This is a genomic window from Streptococcus gordonii, assembly GCF_001553855.1.
GTDB lineage: Bacteria > Bacillota > Bacilli > Lactobacillales > Streptococcaceae > Streptococcus > Streptococcus gordonii.
The window spans coordinates 202219-226123 of record NZ_LQWV01000001.1 but is presented as its reverse complement, the minus strand read 5'-3'; the positions used below and the strand labels follow the sequence as shown (position 1 = coordinate 226123).

General features: G+C 42.8%; 25 protein-coding genes and 1 pseudogene. 20 read left to right on the top strand and 6 right to left on the bottom strand.

Annotation, left to right across the window (positions count from 1 at the left end):
• The first annotated feature begins 2 nt into the window (after positions 1–2).
• From folP to AWH02_RS01015, 8 genes are all read left to right on the top strand, one after another.
• Positions 3–968 (top strand): dihydropteroate synthase, encoded by a 966-nt coding sequence (gene folP, locus AWH02_RS01050; RefSeq protein WP_060553802.1) that lies wholly within the window; start codon positions 3–5, stop codon positions 966–968.
• A gap of 4 nt (positions 969–972) precedes the next feature.
• Positions 973–2304 carry a bifunctional folylpolyglutamate synthase/dihydrofolate synthase gene (locus AWH02_RS01045; protein ID WP_060553925.1) on the top strand — a complete coding sequence of 444 codons (1332 nt, stop codon included), beginning with the start codon at positions 973–975 and terminating at the stop codon, positions 2302–2304.
• Entirely contained in the window at positions 2285–3097 is an 813-nt protein-coding gene (gene folK, locus AWH02_RS01040) for a 2-amino-4-hydroxy-6-hydroxymethyldihydropteridine diphosphokinase (protein WP_060553803.1), read from the top strand. The genes AWH02_RS01045 and folK overlap by 20 nt, the downstream gene beginning before the upstream one ends.
• Positions 3098–3194: 97 nt before the next feature.
• Positions 3195–3902, top strand: a complete 708-nt coding sequence (locus AWH02_RS01035) for an ABC transporter ATP-binding protein (protein WP_009443399.1) — start codon at positions 3195–3197, stop codon at positions 3900–3902.
• 1 nt (position 3903) lies between these two features.
• The gene (locus AWH02_RS01030) at positions 3904–4692 is read left to right on the top strand and encodes a lantibiotic ABC transporter permease (RefSeq protein WP_060553804.1); all 789 of its coding nucleotides are present in this window, start codon (positions 3904–3906) and stop codon (positions 4690–4692) included.
• The gene (locus AWH02_RS01025; RefSeq protein ID WP_060553805.1) at positions 4692–5414 is read left to right on the top strand and encodes a lantibiotic ABC transporter permease; all 723 of its coding nucleotides are present in this window, start codon (positions 4692–4694) and stop codon (positions 5412–5414) included. The genes AWH02_RS01030 and AWH02_RS01025 overlap by 1 nt, the downstream gene beginning before the upstream one ends.
• A 12-nt stretch (positions 5415–5426) precedes the next feature.
• Positions 5427–6125 carry a response regulator transcription factor gene (locus AWH02_RS01020; protein WP_060553806.1) on the top strand — a complete coding sequence of 233 codons (699 nt, stop codon included), beginning with the start codon at positions 5427–5429 and terminating at the stop codon, positions 6123–6125.
• Complete coding sequence (locus AWH02_RS01015; RefSeq protein ID WP_060553807.1) at positions 6092–7129, top strand: sensor histidine kinase; 1038 nt, start codon at positions 6092–6094, stop codon at positions 7127–7129. The genes AWH02_RS01020 and AWH02_RS01015 overlap by 34 nt, the downstream gene beginning before the upstream one ends.
• Positions 7130–7541: 412 nt before the next feature.
• On the opposite strand, the gene AWH02_RS01010 is transcribed toward AWH02_RS01015, so the two are convergent.
• Positions 7542–8354: an AraC family transcriptional regulator gene (locus AWH02_RS01010; RefSeq protein ID WP_060553808.1), complete on the bottom strand. Its 813-nt coding sequence runs from the start codon at positions 8352–8354 to the stop codon at positions 7542–7544.
• Between the two features lie 106 nt (positions 8355–8460).
• Here AWH02_RS01010 and AWH02_RS01005 point away from each other — a divergent pair, with 106 nt between their 5' ends.
• From AWH02_RS01005 to AWH02_RS00985, 7 genes and pseudogenes are all read left to right on the top strand, one after another.
• Positions 8461–9873 carry a PTS transporter subunit EIIC gene (locus tag AWH02_RS01005; protein ID WP_060553809.1) on the top strand — a complete coding sequence of 471 codons (1413 nt, stop codon included), beginning with the start codon at positions 8461–8463 and terminating at the stop codon, positions 9871–9873.
• Between the two features lie 6 nt (positions 9874–9879).
• The gene (locus AWH02_RS01000; RefSeq protein WP_060553810.1) at positions 9880–11343 is read left to right on the top strand and encodes a glycoside hydrolase family 32 protein; all 1464 of its coding nucleotides are present in this window, start codon (positions 9880–9882) and stop codon (positions 11341–11343) included.
• Positions 11344–11351: 8 nt separating this feature from the next.
• On the top strand, positions 11352–13562 hold the full coding sequence (locus tag AWH02_RS00995) for an alpha-galactosidase (RefSeq protein ID WP_060553811.1): 2211 nt from the start codon (positions 11352–11354) through the stop codon (positions 13560–13562).
• Positions 13563–13632: 70 nt separating this feature from the next.
• Positions 13633–13767: pseudogene (locus AWH02_RS11300) on the top strand (IS3 family transposase); the annotation flags it as partial.
• 105 nt (positions 13768–13872) lie between these two features.
• Positions 13873–14076 (top strand): helix-turn-helix transcriptional regulator, encoded by a 204-nt coding sequence (locus AWH02_RS00990; protein WP_002901686.1) that lies wholly within the window; start codon positions 13873–13875, stop codon positions 14074–14076.
• Positions 14073–14237 carry a hypothetical protein gene (locus AWH02_RS11055; protein ID WP_169791776.1) on the top strand — a complete coding sequence of 55 codons (165 nt, stop codon included), beginning with the start codon at positions 14073–14075 and terminating at the stop codon, positions 14235–14237. The genes AWH02_RS00990 and AWH02_RS11055 overlap by 4 nt, the downstream gene beginning before the upstream one ends.
• Positions 14238–14246: 9 nt before the next feature.
• Complete coding sequence (locus tag AWH02_RS00985; RefSeq protein ID WP_060553812.1) at positions 14247–14681, top strand: hypothetical protein; 435 nt, start codon at positions 14247–14249, stop codon at positions 14679–14681.
• Positions 14682–14733: 52 nt separating this feature from the next.
• Here AWH02_RS00985 and AWH02_RS00980 read toward each other — a convergent pair whose 3' ends face one another.
• The 5 genes from AWH02_RS00980 to AWH02_RS00960 all read right to left on the bottom strand — a co-directional run bounded on the left by AWH02_RS00980 (position 14734) and on the right by AWH02_RS00960 (position 18100).
• Entirely contained in the window at positions 14734–16218 is a 1485-nt protein-coding gene (locus AWH02_RS00980; RefSeq protein ID WP_060553926.1) for a DUF1846 domain-containing protein, read from the bottom strand.
• Between the two features lie 178 nt (positions 16219–16396).
• Positions 16397–16792, bottom strand: coding sequence for a single-stranded DNA-binding protein (locus AWH02_RS00975; RefSeq protein WP_046164720.1), 396 nt, complete (start codon positions 16790–16792; stop codon positions 16397–16399).
• 63 nt (positions 16793–16855) lie between these two features.
• Entirely contained in the window at positions 16856–17482 is a 627-nt protein-coding gene (gene ytpR, locus AWH02_RS00970) for a YtpR family tRNA-binding protein (RefSeq protein ID WP_060553813.1), read from the bottom strand.
• 16 nt (positions 17483–17498) lie between these two features.
• The gene (locus AWH02_RS00965) at positions 17499–17816 is read right to left on the bottom strand and encodes a thioredoxin family protein (RefSeq protein WP_060553814.1); all 318 of its coding nucleotides are present in this window, start codon (positions 17814–17816) and stop codon (positions 17499–17501) included.
• Positions 17816–18100 carry a DUF4651 domain-containing protein gene (locus AWH02_RS00960; protein ID WP_060553815.1) on the bottom strand — a complete coding sequence of 95 codons (285 nt, stop codon included), beginning with the start codon at positions 18098–18100 and terminating at the stop codon, positions 17816–17818. The genes AWH02_RS00965 and AWH02_RS00960 overlap by 1 nt, the downstream gene beginning before the upstream one ends.
• A gap of 180 nt (positions 18101–18280) precedes the next feature.
• On the opposite strand from AWH02_RS00960, the gene pepA reads away from it, so the two are divergent.
• The 5 genes from pepA (at position 18281) to AWH02_RS00935 (ending at position 23856) form a co-directional block, all read left to right on the top strand.
• Positions 18281–19348, top strand: coding sequence for a glutamyl aminopeptidase (gene pepA, locus AWH02_RS00955; protein WP_060553816.1), 1068 nt, complete (start codon positions 18281–18283; stop codon positions 19346–19348).
• Positions 19349–19597: 249 nt separating this feature from the next.
• Complete coding sequence (locus AWH02_RS00950) at positions 19598–20584, top strand: sugar ABC transporter substrate-binding protein (protein ID WP_060553817.1); 987 nt, start codon at positions 19598–19600, stop codon at positions 20582–20584.
• Entirely contained in the window at positions 20584–21900 is a 1317-nt protein-coding gene (locus AWH02_RS00945; protein WP_060553818.1) for a sensor histidine kinase, read from the top strand. The genes AWH02_RS00950 and AWH02_RS00945 overlap by 1 nt, the downstream gene beginning before the upstream one ends.
• A complete protein-coding gene (locus AWH02_RS00940; protein ID WP_002896732.1) occupies positions 21893–22576 on the top strand; it encodes a response regulator transcription factor in 684 nt (227 codons plus the stop codon). The genes AWH02_RS00945 and AWH02_RS00940 overlap by 8 nt, the downstream gene beginning before the upstream one ends.
• Positions 22573–23856 carry an ABC transporter substrate-binding protein gene (locus tag AWH02_RS00935; protein ID WP_060553819.1) on the top strand — a complete coding sequence of 428 codons (1284 nt, stop codon included), beginning with the start codon at positions 22573–22575 and terminating at the stop codon, positions 23854–23856. Before AWH02_RS00940 ends, AWH02_RS00935 begins: the two co-directional genes overlap by 4 nt.
• Positions 23857–23905 lie beyond the last annotated feature (49 nt).

Sequence of the window (23905 nt, the reverse complement as noted above, 5' to 3'; positions counted from 1 at the left end):
AAATGGCTCAAAAAAAGATTGATGTTCGAAGACTAGTCCCAGACGGTAAGACAGGCTTGTGCGGGATTCTTAATGTAACCCCAGATTCTTTTTCGGATGGTGGCAAATACAACACTGTAGAATTTGCTTTAGAGCAAGCGAGGTATCTGATTCAAGAAGGTGCCCAGATGTTGGACATTGGAGGGGAGTCCACGAGACCCGGTAGCCATTATATTGAGATTGAAGAAGAGATCGAGCGAGTGGTTCCAGTGATTGAGGCTATTCGCAAGCAAAGTGATGTCTTGATTTCGGTCGATACTTGGAAGGCGTCTGTAGCAAAAGCAGCCCTAGCATCCGGTGCAGATATTGTTAATGATATCACTGGATTTTTAGGAGATGAAGGAATGGCGCAAGTGGTGGCTGAGTCTTCTGCGGGAGCTATTCTGATGTTCAATCCAGTTATGGCTCGACCTCACCATGCTAGCTCATTGATCTTTCCCAAGTTTGGCTTTCAAGATGTTTTCACAGACCAGGAATTATCAAGATTTGCTCATTCAGATATTGTAGATTTAATGTGGGCCTTTTTTGATAAGTCCTTGGCTAGAGCAAAAGCGGCAGGAATAGAGAAGAACAGTCTTATGCTGGATCCAGGTATCGGTTTTGGTCTGACCAAGCGAGAAAACCTAATTCTGTTACAGCATCTGGAAGATATTCATCGGGCTGGTTTTCCAATCTTTCTTGGCGTTTCTCGTAAGCGCTTTGTTGTGAATATACTGGAAGAAGCAGGCATTGAGGTTGATCCAGAGACAGATTTGGGCTACCAAAACCGTGATATAGCTTCCAGTCATTTGACCAGTATTGCGGCCAGTCAAGGGGTAGAAATGCTACGAGTTCACGATATTCCTTATCATAAAATGGCGGTGGAGATTGGTGATGCGATTCGTTTAGCTAACCGCGCTGAAGATTTAACCTTGGGACAATACAAATAAGATGATAGATAGAAACGAAAAACCAGATTTGAGCTGGATTGCAAACTATCGGACGGATACTCCGAACTTTGGCCTAGAACGAATGGAAGCCCTGCTGGCTCATCGAGGAGATCCTCATAAGCAACTTTCAGTCATTCATATAGCAGGAACCAATGGCAAGGGGTCAACGATTGCGACTCTTCGAGAACTTCTTCAGTTGAGAGGTTTACGAGTTGGAACCTTTACCTCTCCGTATATTGTTTCTTATAATGAGCAAATTGCTATAAACGGACAGGCTATTTCTAATCAAAAGTTGAACCAGCTCTTGCAGATTTATAAAGATTTGTTTGTCCATCAAGGACATCATTCGGCTTTCAAGGGAGTGACTGAGTTTGAAATTATCACGGCCTTGGCCTATGATTATTTTGCTCAGGAAGAAGTGGATGTGTCGATCGTAGAGGTAGGCATGGGCGGGCTTCTAGACTCAACAAATGTTTGTCAGCCGGATCTTACTGCGATTAGTACGATTGGTTTGGATCATATGGCTCTTTTGGGGTCCACCCTTGGGGAAATAGCAGAGCAGAAAGCTGGAATCATCAAGACTTCAATTCCAATAGTCACTGGTAAGATTGATAGGGCAGCCCTGGAAGTTATCCAGCGCGTGGCAACAAGTAAACTGGCTCCAACATATTTGTATGGACAGTCCTATCAGGTTGACTGGCTTGGAAGTGAAGAAACTGGCGAAGTCTTTTCACTGGAAAATAAATGGAGAGACTACAGTATTTACCAAACATCACTCCTAGGATCTTATCAAACAGATAATGCGGCCTTGGCTATTGAGATTTGTGATCTATACTGCCAACAAAAGGGTTTGCCTCTTCTGACAAAAGAAGAAATCGGCCGTGGACTTCTAGCAGTTGCTTGGCCAGCTAGGATGGAAAAAATTTTGGACCAACCTCTGATTTTTTTAGATGGGGCCCATAATCCGCATGCTTTGAGTCCTCTACTAGCTTCCTTCCAAGAACGCTTTGCTTCAAAAGATAAGAAGATTTTATTTACCTGTATTCGGACCAAAGCACTAGATGAGATGTTGCAGTTGTTTGCTCAAGCAGATGTATCTGTCACATTGACATCTTTTGCGGATGAGCGAGCAGTTTCTGAAGAGGAAATGAAGAGACAAGCCTCCCAAATGGAGCTAATCTATCAACCTTGGAAGCAGTATGTAGATAGCTATTTACAAGATGCATATAAGGATCGAGAGGTACTTCTGATTACTGGCTCCTTGTATTTTTTAGCTCAAGTTAGAGCTTATATATTGACAAAGAAAGAGGAAATAGATGGATCAGTTAAGAATTAAAGATTTGGAAGTCTATGCTTATCATGGGGTTTTTGCGGCTGAAAAAGAATTGGGCCAGCGTTTTGTTCTGGATCTGATTTTGGACTATGATATGACTCGGGCTGCCAAAACAGGCGACCTGACAGCTTCTATCCACTATGGCGAGCTGGCTCAGGAGCTAGTTAAGTGGTGTCAGGAAAGCAAGGAAGATTTGATTGAAACGCTGGCTTATCAGCTGATTGGCAAGATTTTTCAATCCTATTACCTGGTTGAGAAAGTCAGTTTAGAGGTCAAGAAACCTTGGGCTCCTGTTCCTCTACCTTTGGACACATGCTCAGTCAAGCTAGTTCGTCAAAAGCGGAAAGTCTTTGTCGCTCTGGGTAGCAATCAGGGTAGCTCAGCTACCAATCTGGATGCTGCTTTGGAAAAAATGGCTGAGCAAAATATAAGGATTTTGCAGGCATCAAGTCGTATCGAGACAGAGCCCTGGGGTGGAGTTGAGCAGGATCCGTTTCTCAATCAAGTTGTTGAAGTTGAAACCTGGCTCAATCCTGAGGAGTTGATGCAGACGCTCTTGGCTATTGAAGCGGATTTAGGACGCGTGCGGGAGATCAAATGGGGACCGCGCGTGATTGATCTGGATATCCTTTACATAGGACAAGAAGAGATATACAGTCCAAGCTTGATTGTTCCTCATCCTTATGTGGCTGAGCGGGCTTTTGTCTTGCAATCTCTGGTGGAAATCGCTCCACATTTTGTCGACCCCGTGCAGAAAAAAAGCATCCGCCAGCTCTGGGATGCAGTCGAAAAATGAGAAAAGAAGCTTGTCGCAAGGCAAGTTTTTTTCTTGTCTGATTTTCTTCTGAACTTGCCATTGTAAAATAAAGTCAAATAAAGAAAAGGAGTTCAGTATGGAACATATTGTAAAAATTGATCGTGTTTCTAAAAAATATGGAGACAAGCAAATTTTAAAGGATATTTCTTTTACAGCTAGGAGTGGTCGCATTACGGCTTTTCTAGGGCATAATGGTGCAGGGAAAAGCTCGACTTTGAGGATTCTTTTGGGATTAGATCGAGCGACCTCTGGGACTGCGACTTTTGATGGACAAACCTATCAGTCAATGATTTATCCGCTCAAAACGGTAGGTGCAGCCTTTGACGGTATTGGTGGTCTGCCAAATCGAAAGGTTTATGACCATCTGCATATTATTGCTGCAAGTAATGCCATTCCAAAGTTTCGGATTGATGAGGTATTGGAAATGACTGGAATTACTCATAAGAAAAAGGACTTCTTATCAAGCCTATCTCTAGGAGAGGGGCAGCGCTTGGGGTTGGCAGTAGCTTTACTAGGTGATCCTCAGTTTCTAATATTAGATGAGCCAACCAATGGACTGGATCCAAGTGGGATTAAGTGGTTTAGAAAGTTCATTCGCCAGCAGGCTGATTTAGGGAAAACCGTCCTTCTATCCTCTCATATCCTGTCTGAGGTACAAATGGTAACAGATGATGTAGTCTTGATTCATCATGGGCAAATTATCGAACAGGGAACGCTAGAGGATGTATTACAAGGAACAGATAGTTTAGAAGAGCTCTTCTTCGACTTAACAGAGGAGGTTTAAGATGAAAGAAACGATGTCCTTATTGCATTCAGAGTGGTTGAAAATCCAATCAACCAAGGCTTTCAGGGTAAGTGTGGTCTTTATGCTGTTATTGGTACCTGTTGTGTCATGGCTAGAGGGACGCCAGTATCTGTCTATCGGTTTAGATGCGACCCCCGAGACGGTTCCCGGTCTGGCAGAAGTTATTGATCCGCTGGAATATCTAGGTCTTAATGGCGCTTCTATGGGTGGTATGGTTTTAGTCATCTTAGCTGGAATTTTGGGAGCAACGGAATTTCAGTCTCATAGCTTGCGAACCAGTCTATTGGCTTGTAATAACCGCTTGAAGCTACTTATGGGGAAAATATTGACCTTTGGCTTGTTTTCACTCATCATTAGCTTGTTGTCCATTTATTTGAGCTATATTGTCATGCACTTGGCTTTAGGAAAAGAAGGGCTACATCCAATTTTACTTAATCAAGCTGCCTGGAGTCATCTTTTATGGAAGGCACTAGCTACTGCATTGTTGGGTCTCCTGTCATTTTTATTGGGATTGCTTGGGCGGACGATGTTGCTTCCCTTACTCTTTCTTGTTCCCCAGATCTATAATCTGGGAAACTACCTAGCTACCCACACGACTTGGGGAGCTTATTTGCCACAGCCTGCAGGAGAGTTGTTTGCTGCAACGCCAACTTCTCAATATGCCAACAATCCCTTGCAAGGACTGTTGATACTTGGTGCATGGTTACTAGTCATCGGCGGTATGACCTCTCTGCGCTTTTTGAAGACGGATTTAGGAGGGCGATACTGATGATAAAAGCTCTACTTAGAAGCGAATGGATTAAGTTCCGTTCTTACTATCTCGCTCTTGGTGCAGCCTTGGTGGCTCTGGGAGTCGTTCCATTTTTTCTAATGAATCTTGACTACAGTCAAACAGCAGTTGGCCAAACAAAGGCTCTGAGTGAGGCTTTGCATGCCCTCTATCTGGCACAGCCTGTCATCGTCATCTTTACTTCCCTCTATTTTGCCCAGGAGTTTGTCAAGTCTGGGATGCGAACGAATTTTCTAACCGTATCAAATAGAAGGGCTTGGTTGGCTGGGAAAATCCTTTTTCTGTTCTTGCTGCTCTTGATCCTCTACAGTATCATGATAGGCAGCTGTTTCCTTGTTATGCTGGCTCGTTTTGACCTAGACTTTAGCTGGTCCTTACTGGGGAAATTCCTTTATTACAACTTTTTTGGTCTTCTCAGCAATCTTTTTCTGGCTTTTTTAACTGGCGGCCTCGCTTTGCTCTTTCAATCTTGGGTTGTGCCGGTGTCGGTGCTCTTTCCTCTCTTGATTGGTCTCAGCCGTTTATTGGCAACGTTCATCAAGGAAGCAAAATACCTGCCCGATCTGGCTACGCTAAATCTTTTTGAGTATGAAGGGCTTCAGCATTCAATAGATCTATCAGGGCTGGGAACACAGCTGTTATGGTTAGCTTTGGTTTGGAGCTCTGCTACATTCTTAACCTTGAAACGAGATGTTCGCTAGAGGTATGCTATAATGGAAATCATGAGACAGTATCGTATTTTGGTGGTTGATGACGACCGGAGCATTTTGAAGCTAGTGAAAAACGTCCTAGAGCTCGATGCTTATGATGTGACGACGCTTGATCGGATAGAAGAGCTAGAGCTGACACATTTTGTCGGATATGACTTGATTCTGCTGGATGTGATGATGGAGCCTGTTAATGGTTTTGAGCTGTGTTCCTACATTCGTCCTCATCTTTCGTGTCCCATCATCTTTCTGACGGCTAAGGAGTTGGAGGCGGACAAGGTGGAAGGGCTCTTTCGCGGAGCAGATGACTATATTGTCAAACCTTTTGGGACCAAAGAATTGCTGGCGCGTGTCAGAGCTCATCTTCGGCGGGAGGAAAGACGTGAGGAGCGATATTCTGAAATTGCTTCTTGTCAATTTTATCCAGAGCGCTACGAAGTTGCCTGTTCTGGTAAAGTCTTGAAATTTTCAGAGCGAGAGTTTAAGTTGCTACATTTACTAGCTAGCAATCCCAAGCAGACCTTTTCAGCTGAACGCCTGCACACCTTACTTTACCCAGAAAGCTCAGAAACACAGCTTCGCTCCATATCAGAATACGTATATCAGATTCGTCAAAAATGTAAAAAAGAAGGGCTGCAAGCAATCGCGACAGTGAGAGGAGTAGGCTATAGATGGCAATTAGAACCCGAAATTTCAAAAGCCTAGTCTGGACAACCAGTTTAAAAATCGTCTTTTTCCATGTTTTGATTTTTGTGCTTATAGGTTATGAATTTACGCAAGGAAGTGATCACGTTCTTTTCACCTTGTTCTTTTGGGCGGGGAGCTTGCTGCTGATTACTTTTTATCATATTTTGAAATTGCTCCGAAAAATCGATAGGGAAATAAAAATGCTAACGAGCAAGAAGCTTTTAGAAGAAAATCAAAGCCAGTTTTTTCGGATCGAGGAAATGCTCGAAGTTTATAGCGATTTACGGAGCAGCCACCAAGAAAATGCTCGTCTTCTAGAAAGAGAGCAGCATCATAATCAGGAGTTGATTTTACAGCTATCAGCGACATCGCACGATTTGAAGACGCCCCTAACTGTGATTAAAGGGAATGCTGAGCTCTTGGAGTTGGCGCAGTTGAGCCAGCCACAGGCAGACTATGCTGCTGAGATTTTGCAGGCCAGTCACAAGATGGAAGAGTATTGTGGCTCTTTGATTGATTACGCTAAGACTTTTCAGATTGATTCTAATCAGTTCAGTCAGCTTTCCTTAGGGGACTTTTTGGCTTTTCTACAGGACGACTGGGCACTGTTCAGCAAACAGGAAAGCTATCGTTTCTACCTCCAAGAAGATTGTGATCTTAGTCTGATTTTGTCAATTTATTTGGACTATCTCAAGCGAGCTTTGCTCAATATCTTACTGAATGCGCTTGAACATGCAGACCAGGATCAAAAGGAAGTCAAGCTAACGGTATCAGTGCAGCAGGACCAGTTGGTTTTTTCTATCTGGAACAATGGTCCTGCATTTTCAGAGGAGATGCTGCTGGGAGCAGAACAACTCTTTTACCAGAGTGACCAAAGCCGCAATTCAGCTAATCCCCATCATGGAATCGGCCTAGCCTTTTCTAAGCAGGTAGCTCTCCTGCACGGTGGTCGTCTGACCCTGCTCAATCCAGACCAAGGAGGAGCCTGTGTCGAATTGACCGTAGCTTTGGAAAGCAAATAACAAAGGAAGTTAATAAAGATACTAAAACATACTAAGATTAGTAGTGAGGAAATCTCCGACGGGAGAAAGTACTCACTACTTTTTCGTTATGTTAGAACAATGTATTACCTTATAACGCATAACAAACTTTACGATTATACTTCTACCCAAAATCGGTAAAATTGTTTATGACATATTATTGTAACGCCTTATCAAAAAATCACCAGATGAGGTATTGGTTTAGTGTACACTTTTTACACTAAACTTTAGTTCAAAAAAAGACAATTCCCTTAGTTTGACTATGGAACTCAAACTATTTTTCACCAAATACCTTGATATACTTGACAAATGGTAGAAAAGGACTTAGTCCTGTACAATACAGAACTAAATCCTTTGCTTAAATAAATTGTCTAACTTTTGGGGTCAGTATATATTAAGTCAATTTTTTCCTAAAATCCCCAGGACTCATGCCAAATTCGTGCTTGAAAAGTTTGGAAAAATTACCGCTATCTTCAAAACCGATTGAGTAGGCGATATTTTTGATGGGGAGTTTGGTACTTCTGAGGAGTTCTTTGGCTTTACGAAGGCGAATATTGGTGAGAAAGGTTTTGGGAGCTTGCCCGATTTCCTGTACAAAGAGGCGATGGAGATAGGTGCGGTCGATAGCAAGGTGATTGGCGATGTCAGTTATACGGATATTGGTTTCGTAGTTATTGGTCATAAAGCTAATAGCTTTGGCAACGATGAGGTTATGGGTAGCTTGGGCCACCTTTTTGTTTTGGGAAGGAAAGTCTGAATTGAGTTGGTTGAGGATTTCCAAAAGACAAGCATTGAGCATGATGTCATTACTTTCAGAAATTAGAGAAATTTCAATTAGCTTGTTCATGAGACTCTTGATGGGGTCATTATTAGAAAAGACAGGATTGTTGCTAGAAATGGCGGTATCTTTGAGGTAGTGTTGGGCTAAATCTCCACGAAAGCCAAACCAGTAGTAGGCCCAGGGATCTGTTTCGTGGGCCTGGTATTGGATAGTAGCTTGAGGTGAGATAAAGAAAAAGTCGCCTGCCTTTAGGCTGTAAATCTTACCTTGACAGGTAAAGGTACCTCTGCCCTTGTAGATATAATGCAACATATAACCACTTCGAACAGCAGGGCCATAACTGTGGGAGGGTTGGGTTTCTTCATAACCAACTGTATACACACTTAGATAGGGATTGGTATTGGTATTGTTAAATAAAAAATTCATAAAATCTTCCTACAAATCGACTGATCTTGTCTACATTTTACCATTTATTTTAACTAAGTGAAAGGGTAAACTATAACTAAGTAAAACAAACAAGGAGGTTGTTCAGATGGCTCAATATCAAGACATCAGTGAACAAATTGAAAAATTAGTTGGTGGGCGTGACAATATTTCTAACGTGACACATTGTGCCACTCGCTTGCGTTTGGTCCTAAAGGATAATAAAAAAGCTGACATGGAAGGTTTGGAAAATATCCGTCTAGTTAAGGGGGTTTTCGTAGCGGGTGACCAGTTGCAGATGATCTTTGGCGCTGGTCTAGTCAATAATATCTATGACGAATTTTCAAGCTATATTGGTATTAATAGTGATAGTAAGATTGATGATGAGTCTAGTCAGGATTACCAGAATCCTTTGCAACGTTTTATGAAGGCCTTGTCAGATGTCTTTATTGAAATTATGCCATGTATCTTGGCTGCAGCGCTTCTTATGGGATTGTCATCACTCTTAACGACCAAGGACCTCTTTGGGGCCAAGTCCATCGTTGAGTATGTGCCTGGTCTGGCTGGTTTCAATCGTATTGTAAGCATTGCTTCATCAGGAATTTTTGCGCTCTTACCAATGATTGTAGCTTACTCAGCGACCAAACGTTTTGGAGGACGTGCTTCCCTTGGTTTGGCTATTGGAGCTGTTATGATTCACCCAAACTTGTCAGATGCCTATGCAGTAGCGGGTGGAACAGCTCAAGCAGAAATCGCCAATGTCTTTGGCCTCAATGTTGAGCTAGTTGGTTTCCAAGGCGGGATTATCATTGCCCTTCTAATTGGTTACATTGTTGCCTTCCTAGATAAGAAATTTAACAAAATTTTGCCCGATATGCTTAAGTTTGTTTTATCTCCTATGTTGACCATTTTGATCTCGTCATTCTTGCTCTTTACCATTATTGGTCCAGTTGGTCGTTCTATGGGATTTGGATTGACAGCAGGTTTATTGTGGATGGTTGAACACTTGGGTATCTTTGGTTATATGATTTTTGGTGGTATCCAACAAATTATCGTTATTACGGGTCTTCACCATACCTTTGGGGCTATCGAGACTCAGTTGCTACAAGATACAGGTCGTGATTTGCTCAATCCGCTCTTATCTGTTGCCATGATGGGGCAAGGTGGTGCAGTACTGGGGTATCTCTTCCTTAATCACAAGGACAGTAACAAACGATCAATGGCCGTTTCAGCGTTCACTTCAACTCTATTTGGGATTTCTGAGCCTGCTCTATTTGGTGTGACTGTCAAATACCGTTACCCATTGATTGCTGGCTGTATCGCAGGCGCTATTTCAAGTGGTTATGTTTACCTGTCTAAGTTGACCGCAGTTGGTTTCGGTGCGACAGCTATTCCTGGTTTCACTATCGTAGATGGGGCAAATCATGGCCATCTTAACTACATTATTGCTCACTTGATTGCCATTGTTACAGGTGCCATTTTAACAGTCGTCTTTGCAAAATTCTGGAAAGAAAAGGATTAATATCACATGAAGAAATATCATCAATACCGTGATATTCCTTCTCAATTAACAGCATCATTGGCTGATTGTGTGGCAGTGTGCCCTTATCGTCAAAGCTTCCATGTGGAAGGTGACATGGGCTATGTTAACGATCCTAATGGTGTTTGTTTCTTTGATGGGAAATATCATCTCTTTCATCAATGGAGCCCTCTCGCTTATAGCGAGGACAGCTGGTTTCAAGGCTGGTATCATCTGGTGTCATATGACATGATTACTTGGGAAGATGCAGGAGTGGGCTTGCAGACAGATACTGTCTATGAAACCCATGGAGCCTACTCAGGATCAGCCATCGCTGACGGTGATGTCATGCGTATCTTTTATACTGGTAATACTCGTGATGCCAATAACGAGCGAATCCCTTATCAAGTTGTGGCACTCATGGATAAGGCAGGTCATCTCTCCAAGGTGACACCACCAGCTATTATCGGTTACCCAGAAGGCTACACGGACCATTTCCGGGATCCAAAACTATGGAAGAAAGATGGTCATTATTATGCGGTTATTGGTGCCCAACGTCAAGACAAAACTGGTACAAGTCTGGTCATGCACTCACTTGATGGCTTTGACTGGTCTATTCTAGGTGAAGTGGGGACTCCTTACCAGGATTTTGGTTATATGTGGGAGTGTCCTAACTATTTTGAAATGGATGATAAGGGGATTCTCCTCTTTTCCCCTCAAGGACTAGCACCAGAGGGGAATTATTACCACAATATCTATCAGACGGGTTATGTGGTGGGGAATCACATAGATAAGGAAAATTTGCGTCTGACCGATCAGAAAAATTTTGTGGAGCTTGATCGTGGCTTTGATTTTTATGCAGCCCATGTCATGCAGGCTGGAGGTCGTACAATTCTCTTTTCTTGGATGGGTCTACCAGATATTAACTACCCAACAGAAGACTATGCTTATTGTGGTTGCTTGACTATGCCACGTGAGCTTTTCTTAGATGGGGACAAGTTGATTCAAAAACCTTTGCCGGAATTGGACAATTATCGTAAAGAAATATTGTCTAAAAATATTAATGCTTCAGAGGGCAAGGTATTCATGACTGGTTTTAAAACCAATCTTCAGTTTTCAGTGACCAAGGCGGAAGAAAGAGGGCAAGTGGTGATTAAACTTACAGCCAGTCAAGATGGTCGTTTGGGAACCAAATTGATCTTAGATTACGATAGAAAAGAGATAATTTTAGACCGTAGCCAGGCAGGTGCTCCTCTAGCAGAGGAGTATGGCAGCCAGCGCGTGCTTTTGGAGGATTTGGGTCAGCAACTTGATTTGGATATTTATCTGGATCGCTCATCCCTAGAGATTTTTGTGAATGGTGGGCAAGAAGTAGCTTCAAGCCGTATCTTCCCAGGTGATGAGCAGGTCTATACAGTGATTGAAGGAGCAGATGCTGAACTCGACATGACGATCTATGACTTGATGATTTAGGAGTTGATATGATTTATTTTGATGCCGATAAGCAGATTTTTCATCTGACCAACGGTCAGGTTTCCTATATTATTGGTGTGGAGGAAAAGGGACTTTTGGCCCAGCTTTATTATGGTAAGGCTGTTTCAGGTTATCACGGTGGGCGTCACTATCCCCGCTTTGAGCGCTCTTTCTCCTTTAACTTTGAGGAGGACAAGAAACGTGTCTATTCTAGAGATACCCTTTTACAGGAAATCAGTAGTTTTGGTGGTGGTGATTTTCGGGTGCCAAGCCTTGATATAGCAGGGTCGGATGGCTCTCATCAAACTGATTTTCGCTATGATTCTTACGAAATTTATAAGGGCAAGCCTGACTTGGGAGGGCTTCCTGCGACCTTTGCTTCAGAGGAAAATCCTGTTGAGACTTTGGACATCTGCCTTAAAGATAAGTATCGCCAGCTAGCTCTCCATCTACGTTACAGTATTTTTGAGCAGCTATCTGTTATTACCCGTAGTCATATCGTGGTCAATGAGGGCAGAGATGAGGTGGTTATTCACAAATTGTCTAGTCTTAGTCTGGATTTTCCAGCGGACAAATGGGAATCTATCCATCTACCAGGTGCTTGGGGTAATGAACGTCAATTGCAGAGGGACCCTCTCGTTCGAGGGATACATACCTTTGACAGTAAGCGTGGAACCAGTAGCCATCAGGAAAATCCCTTTGTTGCCTTGGTTAAGAATGATACGACTGAGAATCAGGGGCAGGCCTATGGTTTTGCTTTAGTCTATTCAGGTAATCACGAAGAAACCATCGAAGTAGACCAATACCAGCAAGTCCGCTTGACTATGGGGATTAATGGTTATGACTTTGTTTGGCATTTGTCTGCAGGAGAGTCTTTTACCACTCCTGAAGTTGTAATGGTTTATTCAGACCAAGGCCTTAACAGGATGTCCCAGATCTTCCATACAGTAGTACATAAGCATTTGACACGAGGGGCATGGAAGGATAAGGAACGTCCTATTCTTATCAATAACTGGGAAGCCACATATTTTGATTTTGACACAGATAGCATCAAAGGCTTGATGGATGAGGCTAGTCAACTGGGGATGGAGCTCTTTGTCCTTGATGATGGCTGGTTTGGACAGCGAGAAGACGACCAAACTTCTTTAGGAGATTGGTTTGTCAATGAGGACAAGCTACAGGGTGGCTTGCAGGCCCTAGCTACCTATGCTAAGAGTAAGAATTTAGACTTTGGTTTGTGGTTCGAACCTGAAATGATTTCACGGTCTAGTCAACTTTTTGAAGCTCACCCTGATTGGTACCTTCATCATCCAGGGTATGAGGCTGCGACTAGTCGTTCCCAATTTGTCCTAAACCTTAGTCGTGATGATGTCACCGATTATGTGATTGAAACCTTGTCAACTATTTTAAGGACAGTGGATATTTCCTATGTCAAGTGGGATATGAACCGTTATCTCAGTGATATTTATGCGACTGGAAATATTAGCAATCATGGCGAGGTGGCTCATCGATATGTGTTAAATCTTTACCGGATTTTCGAACATTTGCTAAGAGTCTTTCCTCATATCCTCTTTGAGGGCTGTTCTGGTGGCGGTGGCCGTTTTGATATGGGCATACTCCACTATATGCCGCAAATTTGGACTAGTGACAATAGTGATGCTATTGCTCGCCTAAAAATTCAATACGGTACTAGCTTGGCATACCCAGTTTCTAGCATGGGCGCCCATGTGTCTGCTGTACCTAATCATCAAAATGGGCGTATAACCAGCATGGAGACTCGCTTTAATATTGCCATGACAGGAGCCTTTGGATATGAATTAGATCCAAGACAGTTAAGTTCAGAAGAAAAAGCAATCATTAAAGACCAAATTGCCTTCTATAAGAAGAATCGTCAGCTCCTTCAGTATGGAACCTTTACACGATTGACTAGTCCTTTTGAGACCAATGCTTGTGCTTGGCAGTTGGTATCACAAGACAAAAATCAGGCTATGGTGATTTATACAACGGTCCTTAGTCATGCGGCTCCAGCTCTACAAATTTTAAAAGTTAAGGGCTTAGAAGCAAGCAGTCTCTACTATTGCCAACAAACAGAGCAATGCTATTACGGAGACGAATTAGCTGAAGTGGGATTCTATATCCACCCCATTTTTAACCAAAAAGACTTTGATAGCCGACGCATTGACTTTGTTAAGGTAGAAGATTTACCGAAGGGGAAATGACCGTAAATGGACAAACCTATACTCTGCACCCCAAAAGTTAGACAGAAAAAACCTAACTTTGGGGTATTTTATTATGAAATCCGAAAAGTTTTATGGTTATGAATAGACTTAAGTCACCTAACCAAATGGAACAGCTTTTGTAGACTATATTAATTACTACAACATTAAACGAATTAGAGTCAAACAAAAAGGACTGAAACTTTAAACATTTTAGTCTTTTTTGCCGCTTTCTTCTTGACAAAAGATGTAAAGGAGACTATACTATATTTGAAAAGTAAAGTTTGTTTTACATTATGGAAAGGAGGCAGCCTTGGAAAATCGAATTCAAGAATTACGAAAAAGAAAAAATCTCAGCCAGGAAGAACTGGCTGAGAAGCTAGAGGTCACGAGACAAACAATTATTTCTTTGGAAAAAGGCCGCTACAATGCTTCGCTCCTTTTGGCTCATAAAATTGCATCCTTTTTTAATTTAAGGATTGAAGAAGTGTTTCTCTTTGAGGAGGATGAATCATGAAATGGACTTATATGCTCAAATGGGGACTAGGTTTCTTAGTAGTCCTTGTCTTGATCTTTCTTCATTTACAGTTCGATTTTATTCCTAAGGAAATCCTGCCTATTGTGGGAATGATCTTGATTGTGCTGATCTTGAAAATTTTTCAAGCGTATGAAAAATAGGAGGCCGACATGGAAACATTAACTAAACAAGAATTTCGAAAAAAACTTCAAAAGAAAGTTATCGTGGGACGTATCTTAACCTTTATCATCTTGGTAGGATTGGCCTGGAGCCACTTTCATTCTCTGAATGATCGGCAGGAAGGAGTCATGGTCGGCATCCTGCTGGGGCTTTCTTTGATGACTATTCGGTATAATCTTGCCCTAAGACGGGAGGAAAATTTTGAGAAGCTCTACATTCAGGTGACTGATGAGCGCAATCGCATGATTGACGAAAAGACTCGCACTCTACTTTTTAATATCCTTTTGCTACTGGTAGCGTGCTTGAGTGTTCTGTCCATGATTTTCCCAATCATCTTAAGTCTCAATCAGTTTCTGACCGTGACCATTATCCTGGTTTTGGGACTTTACTATCTCTTGCGCTTTCTCCTATCTAAGCGTTATTAAAAAAAGCTGGCAGAGCCAGCTTTCTCAACAAGCTTTTAACAGAGCTTGTTTTTTATTTTCTATAAAGTCGATCATACTGGTAAACGGGGTCCATTGTAACATGGATGCCTAGTTTGCGCAGGACGTTTTTGTCTTCATCAGTCAGAGTGACGGTGGAGTGGGCCTCGCTGCCCTTGAGATTGCCGAGTTGTTGCATAGCATGCGCAGCATCTTGATTTTCCATGGCTGTGATAGCTAGAGCCATCAAGATTTCGTTTGAGTGGAGGCGCGGATTGCGGCTGCCCAGATGATTGATTTTCAGGCCTTGGATTGGCTTGACATACTCAGGCTCAATCAGCTTGGTTTCTTTAGCAATATGGGCTAATTTCTTAATGGCATTAATCAATACAGCAGCCGTAGGACCAAAGAGTTCAGAGGTTTTACCAGTTACGATTTCACCGTTTGGCAATTCCAAGGCTAGAGCTGGCTCACCAGTGCTTTCAGCCTTGGCACGCGCAGCAACTGTTACCTTACGGTCCAGCGGTGTGATGCCTAGGTCATTCATCAAGAGTTCGATTTTCTTGACAGCAGATTCAGAAACGCGCTCTGCCTTGAAGTCCAGAATCGTCTGGTAGTAGCGACGGATGATTTCTTGTTGAGATGCCTCGATAGCCGCATCATTATCTACAATGGCAAAGCCGACCATGTTGACGCCCATGTCCGTTGGAGAAGCATAAGGTGATTTGCCTAGGATGCGCTCCAGCATACGCTTGAGGACTGGGAAAATTTCGATATCACGGTTGTAGTTGACTGTGGTTTTTCCGTAGGTTTGCAGGTGGAAAGGATCAATCATGTTGACATCGTCGAGGTCTGCCGTCGCTGCCTCATAAGCTAAATTGACCGGATGGTGTAGGGGCAGATTCCAAACGGGGAAGGTTTCAAACTTGGCGTAGCCTGATTTGATACCATTGATTTGGTCGTGGTACATATTGGACAAGCAAGTTGCCAATTTACCAGAACCAGGACCAGGTGCGGTTACTACGACTAGATTACGGCTGGTTTTGATGTAGTCGTTTTTCCCCATACCTTCAGGCGAGATGATATGGTCCATGTCGGTCGGATAGCCCTTAATTGGGTAGTGGATGTAGGAGGCGATGCCATTCTTTTCCAGCTGGCTGCGGAAGAGGTCAGCTGCTGGCTGACCGGAATACTGGGTGATGACCACTGAGCCTACATAAATATCCAGCTCGTTAAATGTATCGATTAGTCGCAGCACTTCCTGGTCGTAGGAAATGCCCAAATCGCCACGCGCCTTAGAGTGTTCAATGTTGTTGGCATTGATAGCAATGACAATCTCTACTTGGTCCTTGAGCTCTTTGAGTAGTCTGATTTTATTGTCCGGCTCATAGCCTGGCAGGACACGGGCAGCATGGAAGTCTTCCAGCATTTTACCGCCGAATTCCATGTACAATTTGCCCTCAAATTGATTAATGCGCTCCAAGATATGGTCGCGCTGCAGGTTTAAGTATTTGTCAGAATCAAAAGCAATTTTTTTCATTTTCATTTTTACCTCTGCTAAGCATTATAACAAAAAAGAGACATTTTGGGGAGCAAAAGTAGTATCTGAGGACAAATAAAAAGAACCAATCAGAAGAAAAAATTTTAAATAGAACAATAAAAAAACCAAGGCTATTCAGCCAAGGTTCTTAATAGAAAAGAAAGGAAAAGTGGGAGTTTTAGAAAGGAAGCTCCTCTTCTTCCAAGACTAGGTCAGCCAAATCGGCTCCAGAATTATTTTCACGAATAGCCCGCTGGGCACGACTTTCAAGAAGCTGGAAACCATGTCCAAGGACTTCTGTGACATAGTGAGTCACACCGTCTTTTTCATAACGACGGGTCCGTAGTTCGCCGTCCAGAGAGATCAAGCTTCCTTTGCTGGCATAACTAGCTAGAGTCTCAGCCAATTTGCCCCAAAGGACAATATTGATAAAGTCTGCTTCGCGTTCACCGTTTTGATCCTTAAAACGACGGTTAACAGCAATTGTTGCGCGTGTGACAGATTTTTCATTGCTAGTTTTGTGCAATTCTGGTGTGGCCGTCAAACGACCGATAATAATGACTTTATTGTACATATAATTTCCTCCTACTTATTTATTCGGAAGAGAAAGAAAAAAATCGTGAAAATCACGATTTTTTTACCCTTGCCAATGTTTTGCTGGATCAAACGCAGTTCCGACGACTTCAGAGTCGGCTAATTCGATAATGCCACGTTTTTGAGGAGCGTTTGGTAATTGCAATTCACGTGGACTGCACATCATACCAAAACTTTTCTCACCCCGTAGTTCACCAGGAAAGATAAGGTTTCCCTTAGGCATCATAGCGCCAGGAAGGGCAACGATTGTTTTGAGACCTACTCGAGCATTGGGGGCACCGGCTACGATTTGAAGAGTCTTATCTGCTGCGACCTGTACTTGACAGATGTTGAGATGGTCACTATCTGGATGAGCAATCATTTCGACGATTTCTCCGACGACAAATTTCGGTCGGAGATCATTGATCAGAGTTTCAGAGAAGCCTTCTTTAGCCAACTCTTGGTTGAGCAAGGCAACCTCTTCGTCAGTAAGGAAGATTTGACCGTTTTGTTGGATATTAAGAATATCTGATACTTGGAAAATGTTCCAAGCTACGGTTTCGGCTGTATCTTGTCGGAAAATACGAGCAACATTTCCTTTGCGTTCAACAGAAAGTTTTGCATCTTCGTTGTTGGCAACAATCACCATCAAAACATCGCCAACAAATTCTTTGTTATAAGTAAAAATCATTCTTTTCTCCATTTGATTAGTTTAATGACGCTAAAAAATCATTGATTTCAGACTTGGTTTTTCGATTGCGATTGACCAACCGACCTATTTCGTGTCCCTTTTCCAGTACAACCAAACTAGGAATCCCATAGACATCCCAGCGTTTAGCAAGATCGAGATAGGCATCGCGGTCTACTTGGATGAAGGTGAAATTTGGATTCCTTGCCTCAATCTCTGGTAGGGAGGGCTGGATGAAATGACAGTCTCCACACCAGTCTGCTGTGAAAAAGAAGACAGTCCTCCCCTCTGACTGAACGTAAGTTGCCAATTCTTCTATATTTTCAGGAATAATCATCATTCTTCCTCATAAGTTAGCTGGCCGTTTTCGTAGACAAAGGTAAGGTGGCGGTCATCTTCAAGGACTACTCCACCAACCAGTGTATCTTCGCTGGACTCATAGAGTTGCACATAGACCGTGGCAATCTGTCCTTGACTAGCAAAGAAGCTACGGACCAGTTGAATAATCTCTTCTCTCTTTTTGGCTAGCTGTTGTTCTTTGACGACTTTTCGCGCGCCCAAGGCAAGACTTCCTGCTCCAAGAAGAGCAGCTGTTGTTAAAATGATTTTTTTAGCTTTCATGACAATATTTTAACACAAAAAAGAAGGGGGAACAATGGCCAAGATAGAAAAGGAGAAATTGACAAGCGAGAGGACTTAACTGAAATTTTTTTACTTGGATATTTCTCCTGTAGAGAGTTAGGCTTTTGCTACCTATCTTTCCCAAAAAGTGATAAAATAGGGGGCAGAAAGAAGGTAAATATGACAGACTTATTTTCAAAAATCAAAGAAGTAACTGAGATTTCTGCAATCTCAGCTCATGAAGGTCCTGTAAGGACTTATTTGCGGGAGAAAATGACTCCGCATGTGGATGAAATGGTGACAGATGGCTTGGGTGGCCTCTTTGGTATCAAGCATTCGAACCTAGCAGATGCACCTCGAGTTTTAGTGGCCTCTCATATGGATGAAGTTGGTTTCTTGGTCAGTGAGATTAAAGCAGACGGTACTTTTCGTGTAGTTGAAATCGGTGGTTGGAATCCTCTTGTGGTAAGCAGTCAGCGCTTCAAATTGTTTACTAGAGAAGGTCGGGAAATTCCAGTGATTTCTGGCTCTGTTCCACCTCACTTCCTACGTGGAGCTGGTGGGACACCAACCCTGCCACAAGTGAGCGATATTGTCTTTGACGGTGGATTTGCCAATAAGGAAGAAGCAGAAAGTTTTGGAATTCGTCCAGGAGATGCTATTGTGCCAGATAGCTCAGCTATTTTAACAGCTAATGGTAAAAATGTTATTTCCAAATCTTGGGATAACCGTTACGGGGTTCTCATGGTCAGCGAACTGGCTCAGGCCTTATCAGGTCAAGCTTTGGGTAATGAGCTATATGTCGGTGCTAATGTCCAAGAAGAAGTTGGTTTGCGTGGAGCTCACGCTTCAACAACTAAATTTGAGCCTGAATTGTTCTTTGCTGTAGACTGTTCTCCAGCTGGTGATGTATATGGTGGTCAAGGTGCTATTGGTGACGGAACGCTGATTCGTTTCTTCGACCCTGGTCATCTCATGCTGCCTAATATGAAAGACTTCCTGCTTACTACAGCTGAAGAAGCTGGTATTAAGTACCAATACTATTGTGCAAAAGGTGGAACAGACGCTGGTGCAGCTCATCTCCAAAACGGTGGTGTTCCATCTACAACTATCGGAGTTTGCGCTCGTTATATCCACTCCCATCAAACACTCTATGCAATGGATGACTTCTTACAAGCTCAGGCATTCTTGCAAGCAATTGTGAAGAAGTTAGATCGTTCAACAGTCGATTTGATTAAAAATTACTAAACTGATAATTATTTTTTGTGAAACTGCAATCAGTCAATAAAACAACGCCGCAGTTACCTGAAGCTCCATGATTCTATTTTGGTCATGGGGCTCTTTTAGTGGGGAAGACTAGATTGGAAGTATAGAAAAATTTTGATTTTAGCGATGAAAGGATAGTTGGCTTTTTAGAGTAGATTTTGATTTTTTCTCGCTTTGTAATATAATAATTCTGTATATAAGTGTAGCCTACTAGATAGATTGGGGGTATAAATAGTAGTGAAAACAGAAAAGCAAAGAAGTCATATTCATTTTAAAAATACTTTGTGGCCCCTCTTAGCTCTACTTGTACTGGCTTTATCTTTTGTGTATTTTAAGGGGATTCTTCCAGATCCAAAACAGGTCAAGATTGGGGTGACCTACATGACCATGAATAACGACTTTTACAAGACCTTGAATGCGGAGTTAGAGAAAAAAACTAATCAGCAGGGGAGTCGGCTCTATGTTCGAGATCCTGAGCTGGATGAGGGCAAGCAGAGCCAACAGATTGACTTTTTCGTCCGAGAAAAGGTAGATGTCATTGTGATTAATCCGGTGAAGAGTAATAGTCCAAGTATCATTTCTTCTCTTCAAAAGGCCAAGAAAGCTGGGATTAAAATCATCGTAGTGGATGCGCCAGTCAGCAAGGAAGTGGCAGTCGATACGACAATTGTTTCAGATAATTACCAAGCTGGTGTTTTAATTGCTAAAGATATGATGAAACGTTTGCCAGCTGCGAATATCCTTCTGCTAGAACATCGAAATGCAGTTTCTGCTATGGACCGCATTCGAGGTTTTGTAGAGACAATAAAAGATCAACCTCGTTACAAGATTGTTTCCCAAAAAGAGACGCTTGGCCAGACTGAAGAAGCAATGCCTCAAGTAAAAAGTGCCTTAGATGAAGGAATGGACTTTAATGTGGTCATGGCTCTCAATGATCGGGCAGCGATTGGTGCCCTAGCGGCTATTAAAAATAACGGCTTGAACCGAAAGCTTTCTATTTATGGCGTGGATGGCTCACCAGATATCAAAAACTTTTTGGCTACAACAAACGATATAGAGGGGACCGTGGCCCAATCGCCCATTCAGATGGGACGCAAGGTGGCGCAGGTAATTGAGCTGATGAAGGAAGGGAAATCCTACGACAGCCAATATCTGATTCCAGTTCATCTGGTTAATAGGGATAATATCAGTCAATACACAGTTACAGGGTGGCAATAATGAGACCTCAAAAAAGTATATTTTACAGCAAAATAGCGCTGATGGTCATCAATCTGGTTGCCATTGTCTATAATGCGTCTATCTATCTCTTTGCGACCAACTATGTGGCGGCTAAGGGCTTCAGTCACTCGCTTTTAGAGCGTTTGGATGCCATTCCCGGCTCTCCCAGCTTGATTTTCTGGGTATCAATTAGCTTGTATGCCTGCCTGCTCTTGGTCATGTACTATCGCGAGCGCCACCCTAATCAGCTGTCCGTCTATGACAAGGCGACCATTATTGAAATCCTGCTTATGCTGGTCATCTTTTCTGTCTTGCACTCATCCTACAATGGCTTGCTTCTCTTAGTGTTTGCGGATATTTTCTATGGCTCTAAGGAGTTCAATTCTTCCAAAGACAAGAAGTACTGGTTTTCTTTCATTATTTTGAGCTTTGGCATGCTGCTCTTGTCCAACTATGACCTCATGTCGCTCTTTATCAAGTTGCCTTCTCTAGATACCTATATTCGGTTTTATCCAGAGTCTGTCCGGCTGTTGCTGCTTTTTGGTAAGAACTTTCTCTACTCCCTCAATATCGTTGTCTTTATGATTTCCTTGCTCTTCTATATCTTGTCGGCTATTACAGAGCGTCATCGGATTGAGGAAGAGCTGCGCATGGCTTCTCAGGCCAATCGCGAGTTGAACTCTTATCTGGCCTTGTCTGAGAAAATAGCAGAAGATCGAGAGCGAAAGCGGATTGCCAGAGAAATTCATGATACATTGGGCCATGCCCTGACAGGAATTTCAGCGGGTATTGATGCGGTCAAGGTCTTGGTCGATATTGATACCAACCGAGCTAAGGAGCAACTCAATAATGTTTCAGTCGTTGTTCGAGACGGTATCCGTGATGTCCGAGGCTCGCTCAATAAAATGCGGCCGGGAGCTCTAGAAAATAACACTTTGAAGGAAGCTCTGATTAAGATTATCCGTGAGTATGAAGCTATCTCCAATTTGGAGATTCATCTCTGCTACGAATGGGATAATATTGACTTGGATATTGCCAAGGAAGACATTGTCTTCCGGGTGATTCAGGAGTCTATTACCAACTCTGTCCGACATGGCCATGCCAAGACTATCTGGGTTGAGCTATTGGAGGAAGACGAAGCTTATGTAATGACCATTCAGGATGATGGTGTTGGTTTTGATGAACTCTGCTACGGCTATGGCCTCAAGCAGATGCAGGAGCGTCTAATGATTATTGGCGGAAGCGTCCGATTTGAAAATCGGGACGGTTTCTACACGCATATCGAAATCCCAAAAATAGGAGGAAGACATGATTAAGGTTTTAATAGCAGACGATCAGGCCTTGATTCGCGAATCTCTGCAAATTATCCTGTCTGCCCACGCAGATATTGAGGTTGTCGGGACAGTCGGAGACGGCAAGGAAGTGCTGGAAAAGCTTCATCGAGTGCGCCCAGATGTGATTTTGATGGATATTCGCATGCCAGTCATGGACGGTGTTCTCTGTACCAAGGCTGTCAAGGAGCAGTATCCGGATGTTAAGATTATCATTCTGACGACCTTTGATGACGATGAATTTATCTTCTCCGCTCTCAAATATGGTGCGTCTGGTTATATTCTCAAAGGGGTTTCGACAGAAGAACTTCACGAAGCCATTCAGACAGTCTATCGAGGCGGAGCTATGATCAATCCCAATATTGCCACCAAGGTCTTCAAAATCTTTTCTCAGATGGCCCAGTCCAACTTTGCTATCACAGTGACGGAGGAAAATATAGAGGACATGAGCCGGACGGAGTGGAAGATTATCCAGCAGATTGGCTTTGGGATTTCTAATAAAGAAATTGCTGCCAAGCTCTTTCTATCAGAAGGGACAGTCCGAAATTACCTGTCAGGTATCCTAGCCAAGCTCAACTTGCGCGACCGAACCCAGCTGGCTATCTGGGCTGTTCAGACTGGGGTTACCCAGAGAGATTTTAGTAAGGAAAGCGACAAATGAAGTGGAGACTGAGACATTTGGCCCTACTGGTTGTCCTGATCATATCTGTTGCTCTGGCTTTTGTCTTTTGGGCTTCAGCTCAGGAAAAAATCCTGCGTATCGGTGTTTATGCTGGTTCTAGCTGGGGTGTGCCTAACAGCCGGGAAAACAAGATCTTAGACAGCTTGATTAAAAAATTTGAAAAGACGCATCCTCATGTCAAGGTCATTTATGAAAGCGGGATTCCCAAGGATGATTACGCCGACTGGCTGGCAGAGCAAGTCTTGAAAGGCGAGCAACCAGATCTCTTTATGGTACCGGAAAACGACTTTAGCGTGTTGGCTTCGACTGGCGCTCTCAAATCCTTGGACACCCTCTTACGGGATGATGAGCGAAAGGCATTTTATCCGGTGGCTTATGAAGCTGGGCAATATCAGGGAGTCAGCTATGCTCTTCCAGTTGAGAGCAATCCTATCATGATGTGTGTCAATAAAGACTTGCTTGAAAAAGAAGGAATTAGCATCCCTGAGTCAGGCTGGACTTTAGAGGATTTCTATGAGATTTGCAAGAAAGTAACCAAAGACACCAATGGCGATGGTGTGGTGGATCAGTACGGTATAACAGATTACACTTGGCAGCAAGCTCTGGTAGCTTATGGTGGGCATCTGACAAATAAATATGGCATCAATGTAGACAGCTCAGAGATGCACCAAGCCCTGTCCTTTATGAGCAAATTAGATATGCTCAGTCGGCACTATAAAGTTACTTCTAATGACTTTGATGAGGGAAGGGTGGCCTTCTATCCTATGAGTCTGGCCCAGTATCGGACCTACAAGCCCTATCCTTACCATGTTTCCAAATATTCTAGCTTTTCTTGGACCTGTATCCCAATGCCGACGGCCAACAATCAGGTGATGGGAACACAGGTCAAGACTTCGCTCTTTGCCATGTCTTCTAATACCAGTCAAGAAAAACTGGCATGGGAATTTATGCTTTTGTTGTCGCAGGATAAAGAAAGCCAACAGGCTCTATTTGAGAAATCTCAAGGGACTTCGGTCTTACCATCTGTAGTGAAAAGTCAGCAGTCTAGAGAAATCCTACAGGCAGATGATTTTGGCTTGGATTCTTTGACTTCTGAGAGGTTGGATCGCATGATGAATCGCTCTATCATTGATATCAGTCTAGAAGTAGATCAACATACGATGGAGCGGATGGACTATCTGATTCAAAATGCGATGCAGAATCAAGAGATTGATAGTGCCCTACCTAGTATTCAAAAGGAAATAGAAAGCGGAAAATAATCTGCTTTCTTTTTTGCATTTCAATCACAGAATAAACAAAGTTGACTAG

Excerpts from the sequence above, each read along its gene's own strand:
- folP (WP_060553802.1), top strand. The coding sequence starts at position 3 with ATGGCTCAAAAAAAGATTGATGTTCGAAGACTAGTCCCAGACGGTAAG.
- folK (WP_060553803.1), top strand. The coding sequence starts at position 2,285 with ATGGATCAGTTAAGAATTAAAGATTTGGAAGTCTATGCTTATCATGGG.
- AWH02_RS01035 (WP_009443399.1), top strand. The coding sequence starts at position 3,195 with ATGGAACATATTGTAAAAATTGATCGTGTTTCTAAAAAATATGGAGAC.
- AWH02_RS01030 (WP_060553804.1), top strand. The coding sequence starts at position 3,904 with ATGAAAGAAACGATGTCCTTATTGCATTCAGAGTGGTTGAAAATCCAA.
- AWH02_RS01025 (WP_060553805.1), top strand. The coding sequence starts at position 4,692 with ATGATAAAAGCTCTACTTAGAAGCGAATGGATTAAGTTCCGTTCTTAC.
- AWH02_RS01020 (WP_060553806.1), top strand. The coding sequence starts at position 5,427 with ATGGAAATCATGAGACAGTATCGTATTTTGGTGGTTGATGACGACCGG.
- AWH02_RS01015 (WP_060553807.1), top strand. The coding sequence starts at position 6,092 with ATGGCAATTAGAACCCGAAATTTCAAAAGCCTAGTCTGGACAACCAGT.
- AWH02_RS01010 (WP_060553808.1), bottom strand. The coding sequence starts at position 8,354 with ATGAATTTTTTATTTAACAATACCAATACCAATCCCTATCTAAGTGTG.
- AWH02_RS01005 (WP_060553809.1), top strand. The coding sequence starts at position 8,461 with ATGGCTCAATATCAAGACATCAGTGAACAAATTGAAAAATTAGTTGGT.
- AWH02_RS01000 (WP_060553810.1), top strand. The coding sequence starts at position 9,880 with ATGAAGAAATATCATCAATACCGTGATATTCCTTCTCAATTAACAGCA.
- AWH02_RS00995 (WP_060553811.1), top strand. The coding sequence starts at position 11,352 with ATGATTTATTTTGATGCCGATAAGCAGATTTTTCATCTGACCAACGGT.
- AWH02_RS11055 (WP_169791776.1), top strand. The coding sequence starts at position 14,073 with ATGAAATGGACTTATATGCTCAAATGGGGACTAGGTTTCTTAGTAGTC.
- AWH02_RS00985 (WP_060553812.1), top strand. The coding sequence starts at position 14,247 with ATGGAAACATTAACTAAACAAGAATTTCGAAAAAAACTTCAAAAGAAA.
- AWH02_RS00980 (WP_060553926.1), bottom strand. The coding sequence starts at position 16,218 with ATGAAAAAAATTGCTTTTGATTCTGACAAATACTTAAACCTGCAGCGC.
- AWH02_RS00975 (WP_046164720.1), bottom strand. The coding sequence starts at position 16,792 with ATGTACAATAAAGTCATTATTATCGGTCGTTTGACGGCCACACCAGAA.
- ytpR (WP_060553813.1), bottom strand. The coding sequence starts at position 17,482 with ATGATTTTTACTTATAACAAAGAATTTGTTGGCGATGTTTTGATGGTG.
- AWH02_RS00965 (WP_060553814.1), bottom strand. The coding sequence starts at position 17,816 with ATGATTATTCCTGAAAATATAGAAGAATTGGCAACTTACGTTCAGTCA.
- AWH02_RS00960 (WP_060553815.1), bottom strand. The coding sequence starts at position 18,100 with ATGAAAGCTAAAAAAATCATTTTAACAACAGCTGCTCTTCTTGGAGCA.
- pepA (WP_060553816.1), top strand. The coding sequence starts at position 18,281 with ATGACAGACTTATTTTCAAAAATCAAAGAAGTAACTGAGATTTCTGCA.
- AWH02_RS00945 (WP_060553818.1), top strand. The coding sequence starts at position 20,584 with ATGAGACCTCAAAAAAGTATATTTTACAGCAAAATAGCGCTGATGGTC.
- AWH02_RS00940 (WP_002896732.1), top strand. The coding sequence starts at position 21,893 with ATGATTAAGGTTTTAATAGCAGACGATCAGGCCTTGATTCGCGAATCT.
- AWH02_RS00935 (WP_060553819.1), top strand. The coding sequence starts at position 22,573 with ATGAAGTGGAGACTGAGACATTTGGCCCTACTGGTTGTCCTGATCATA.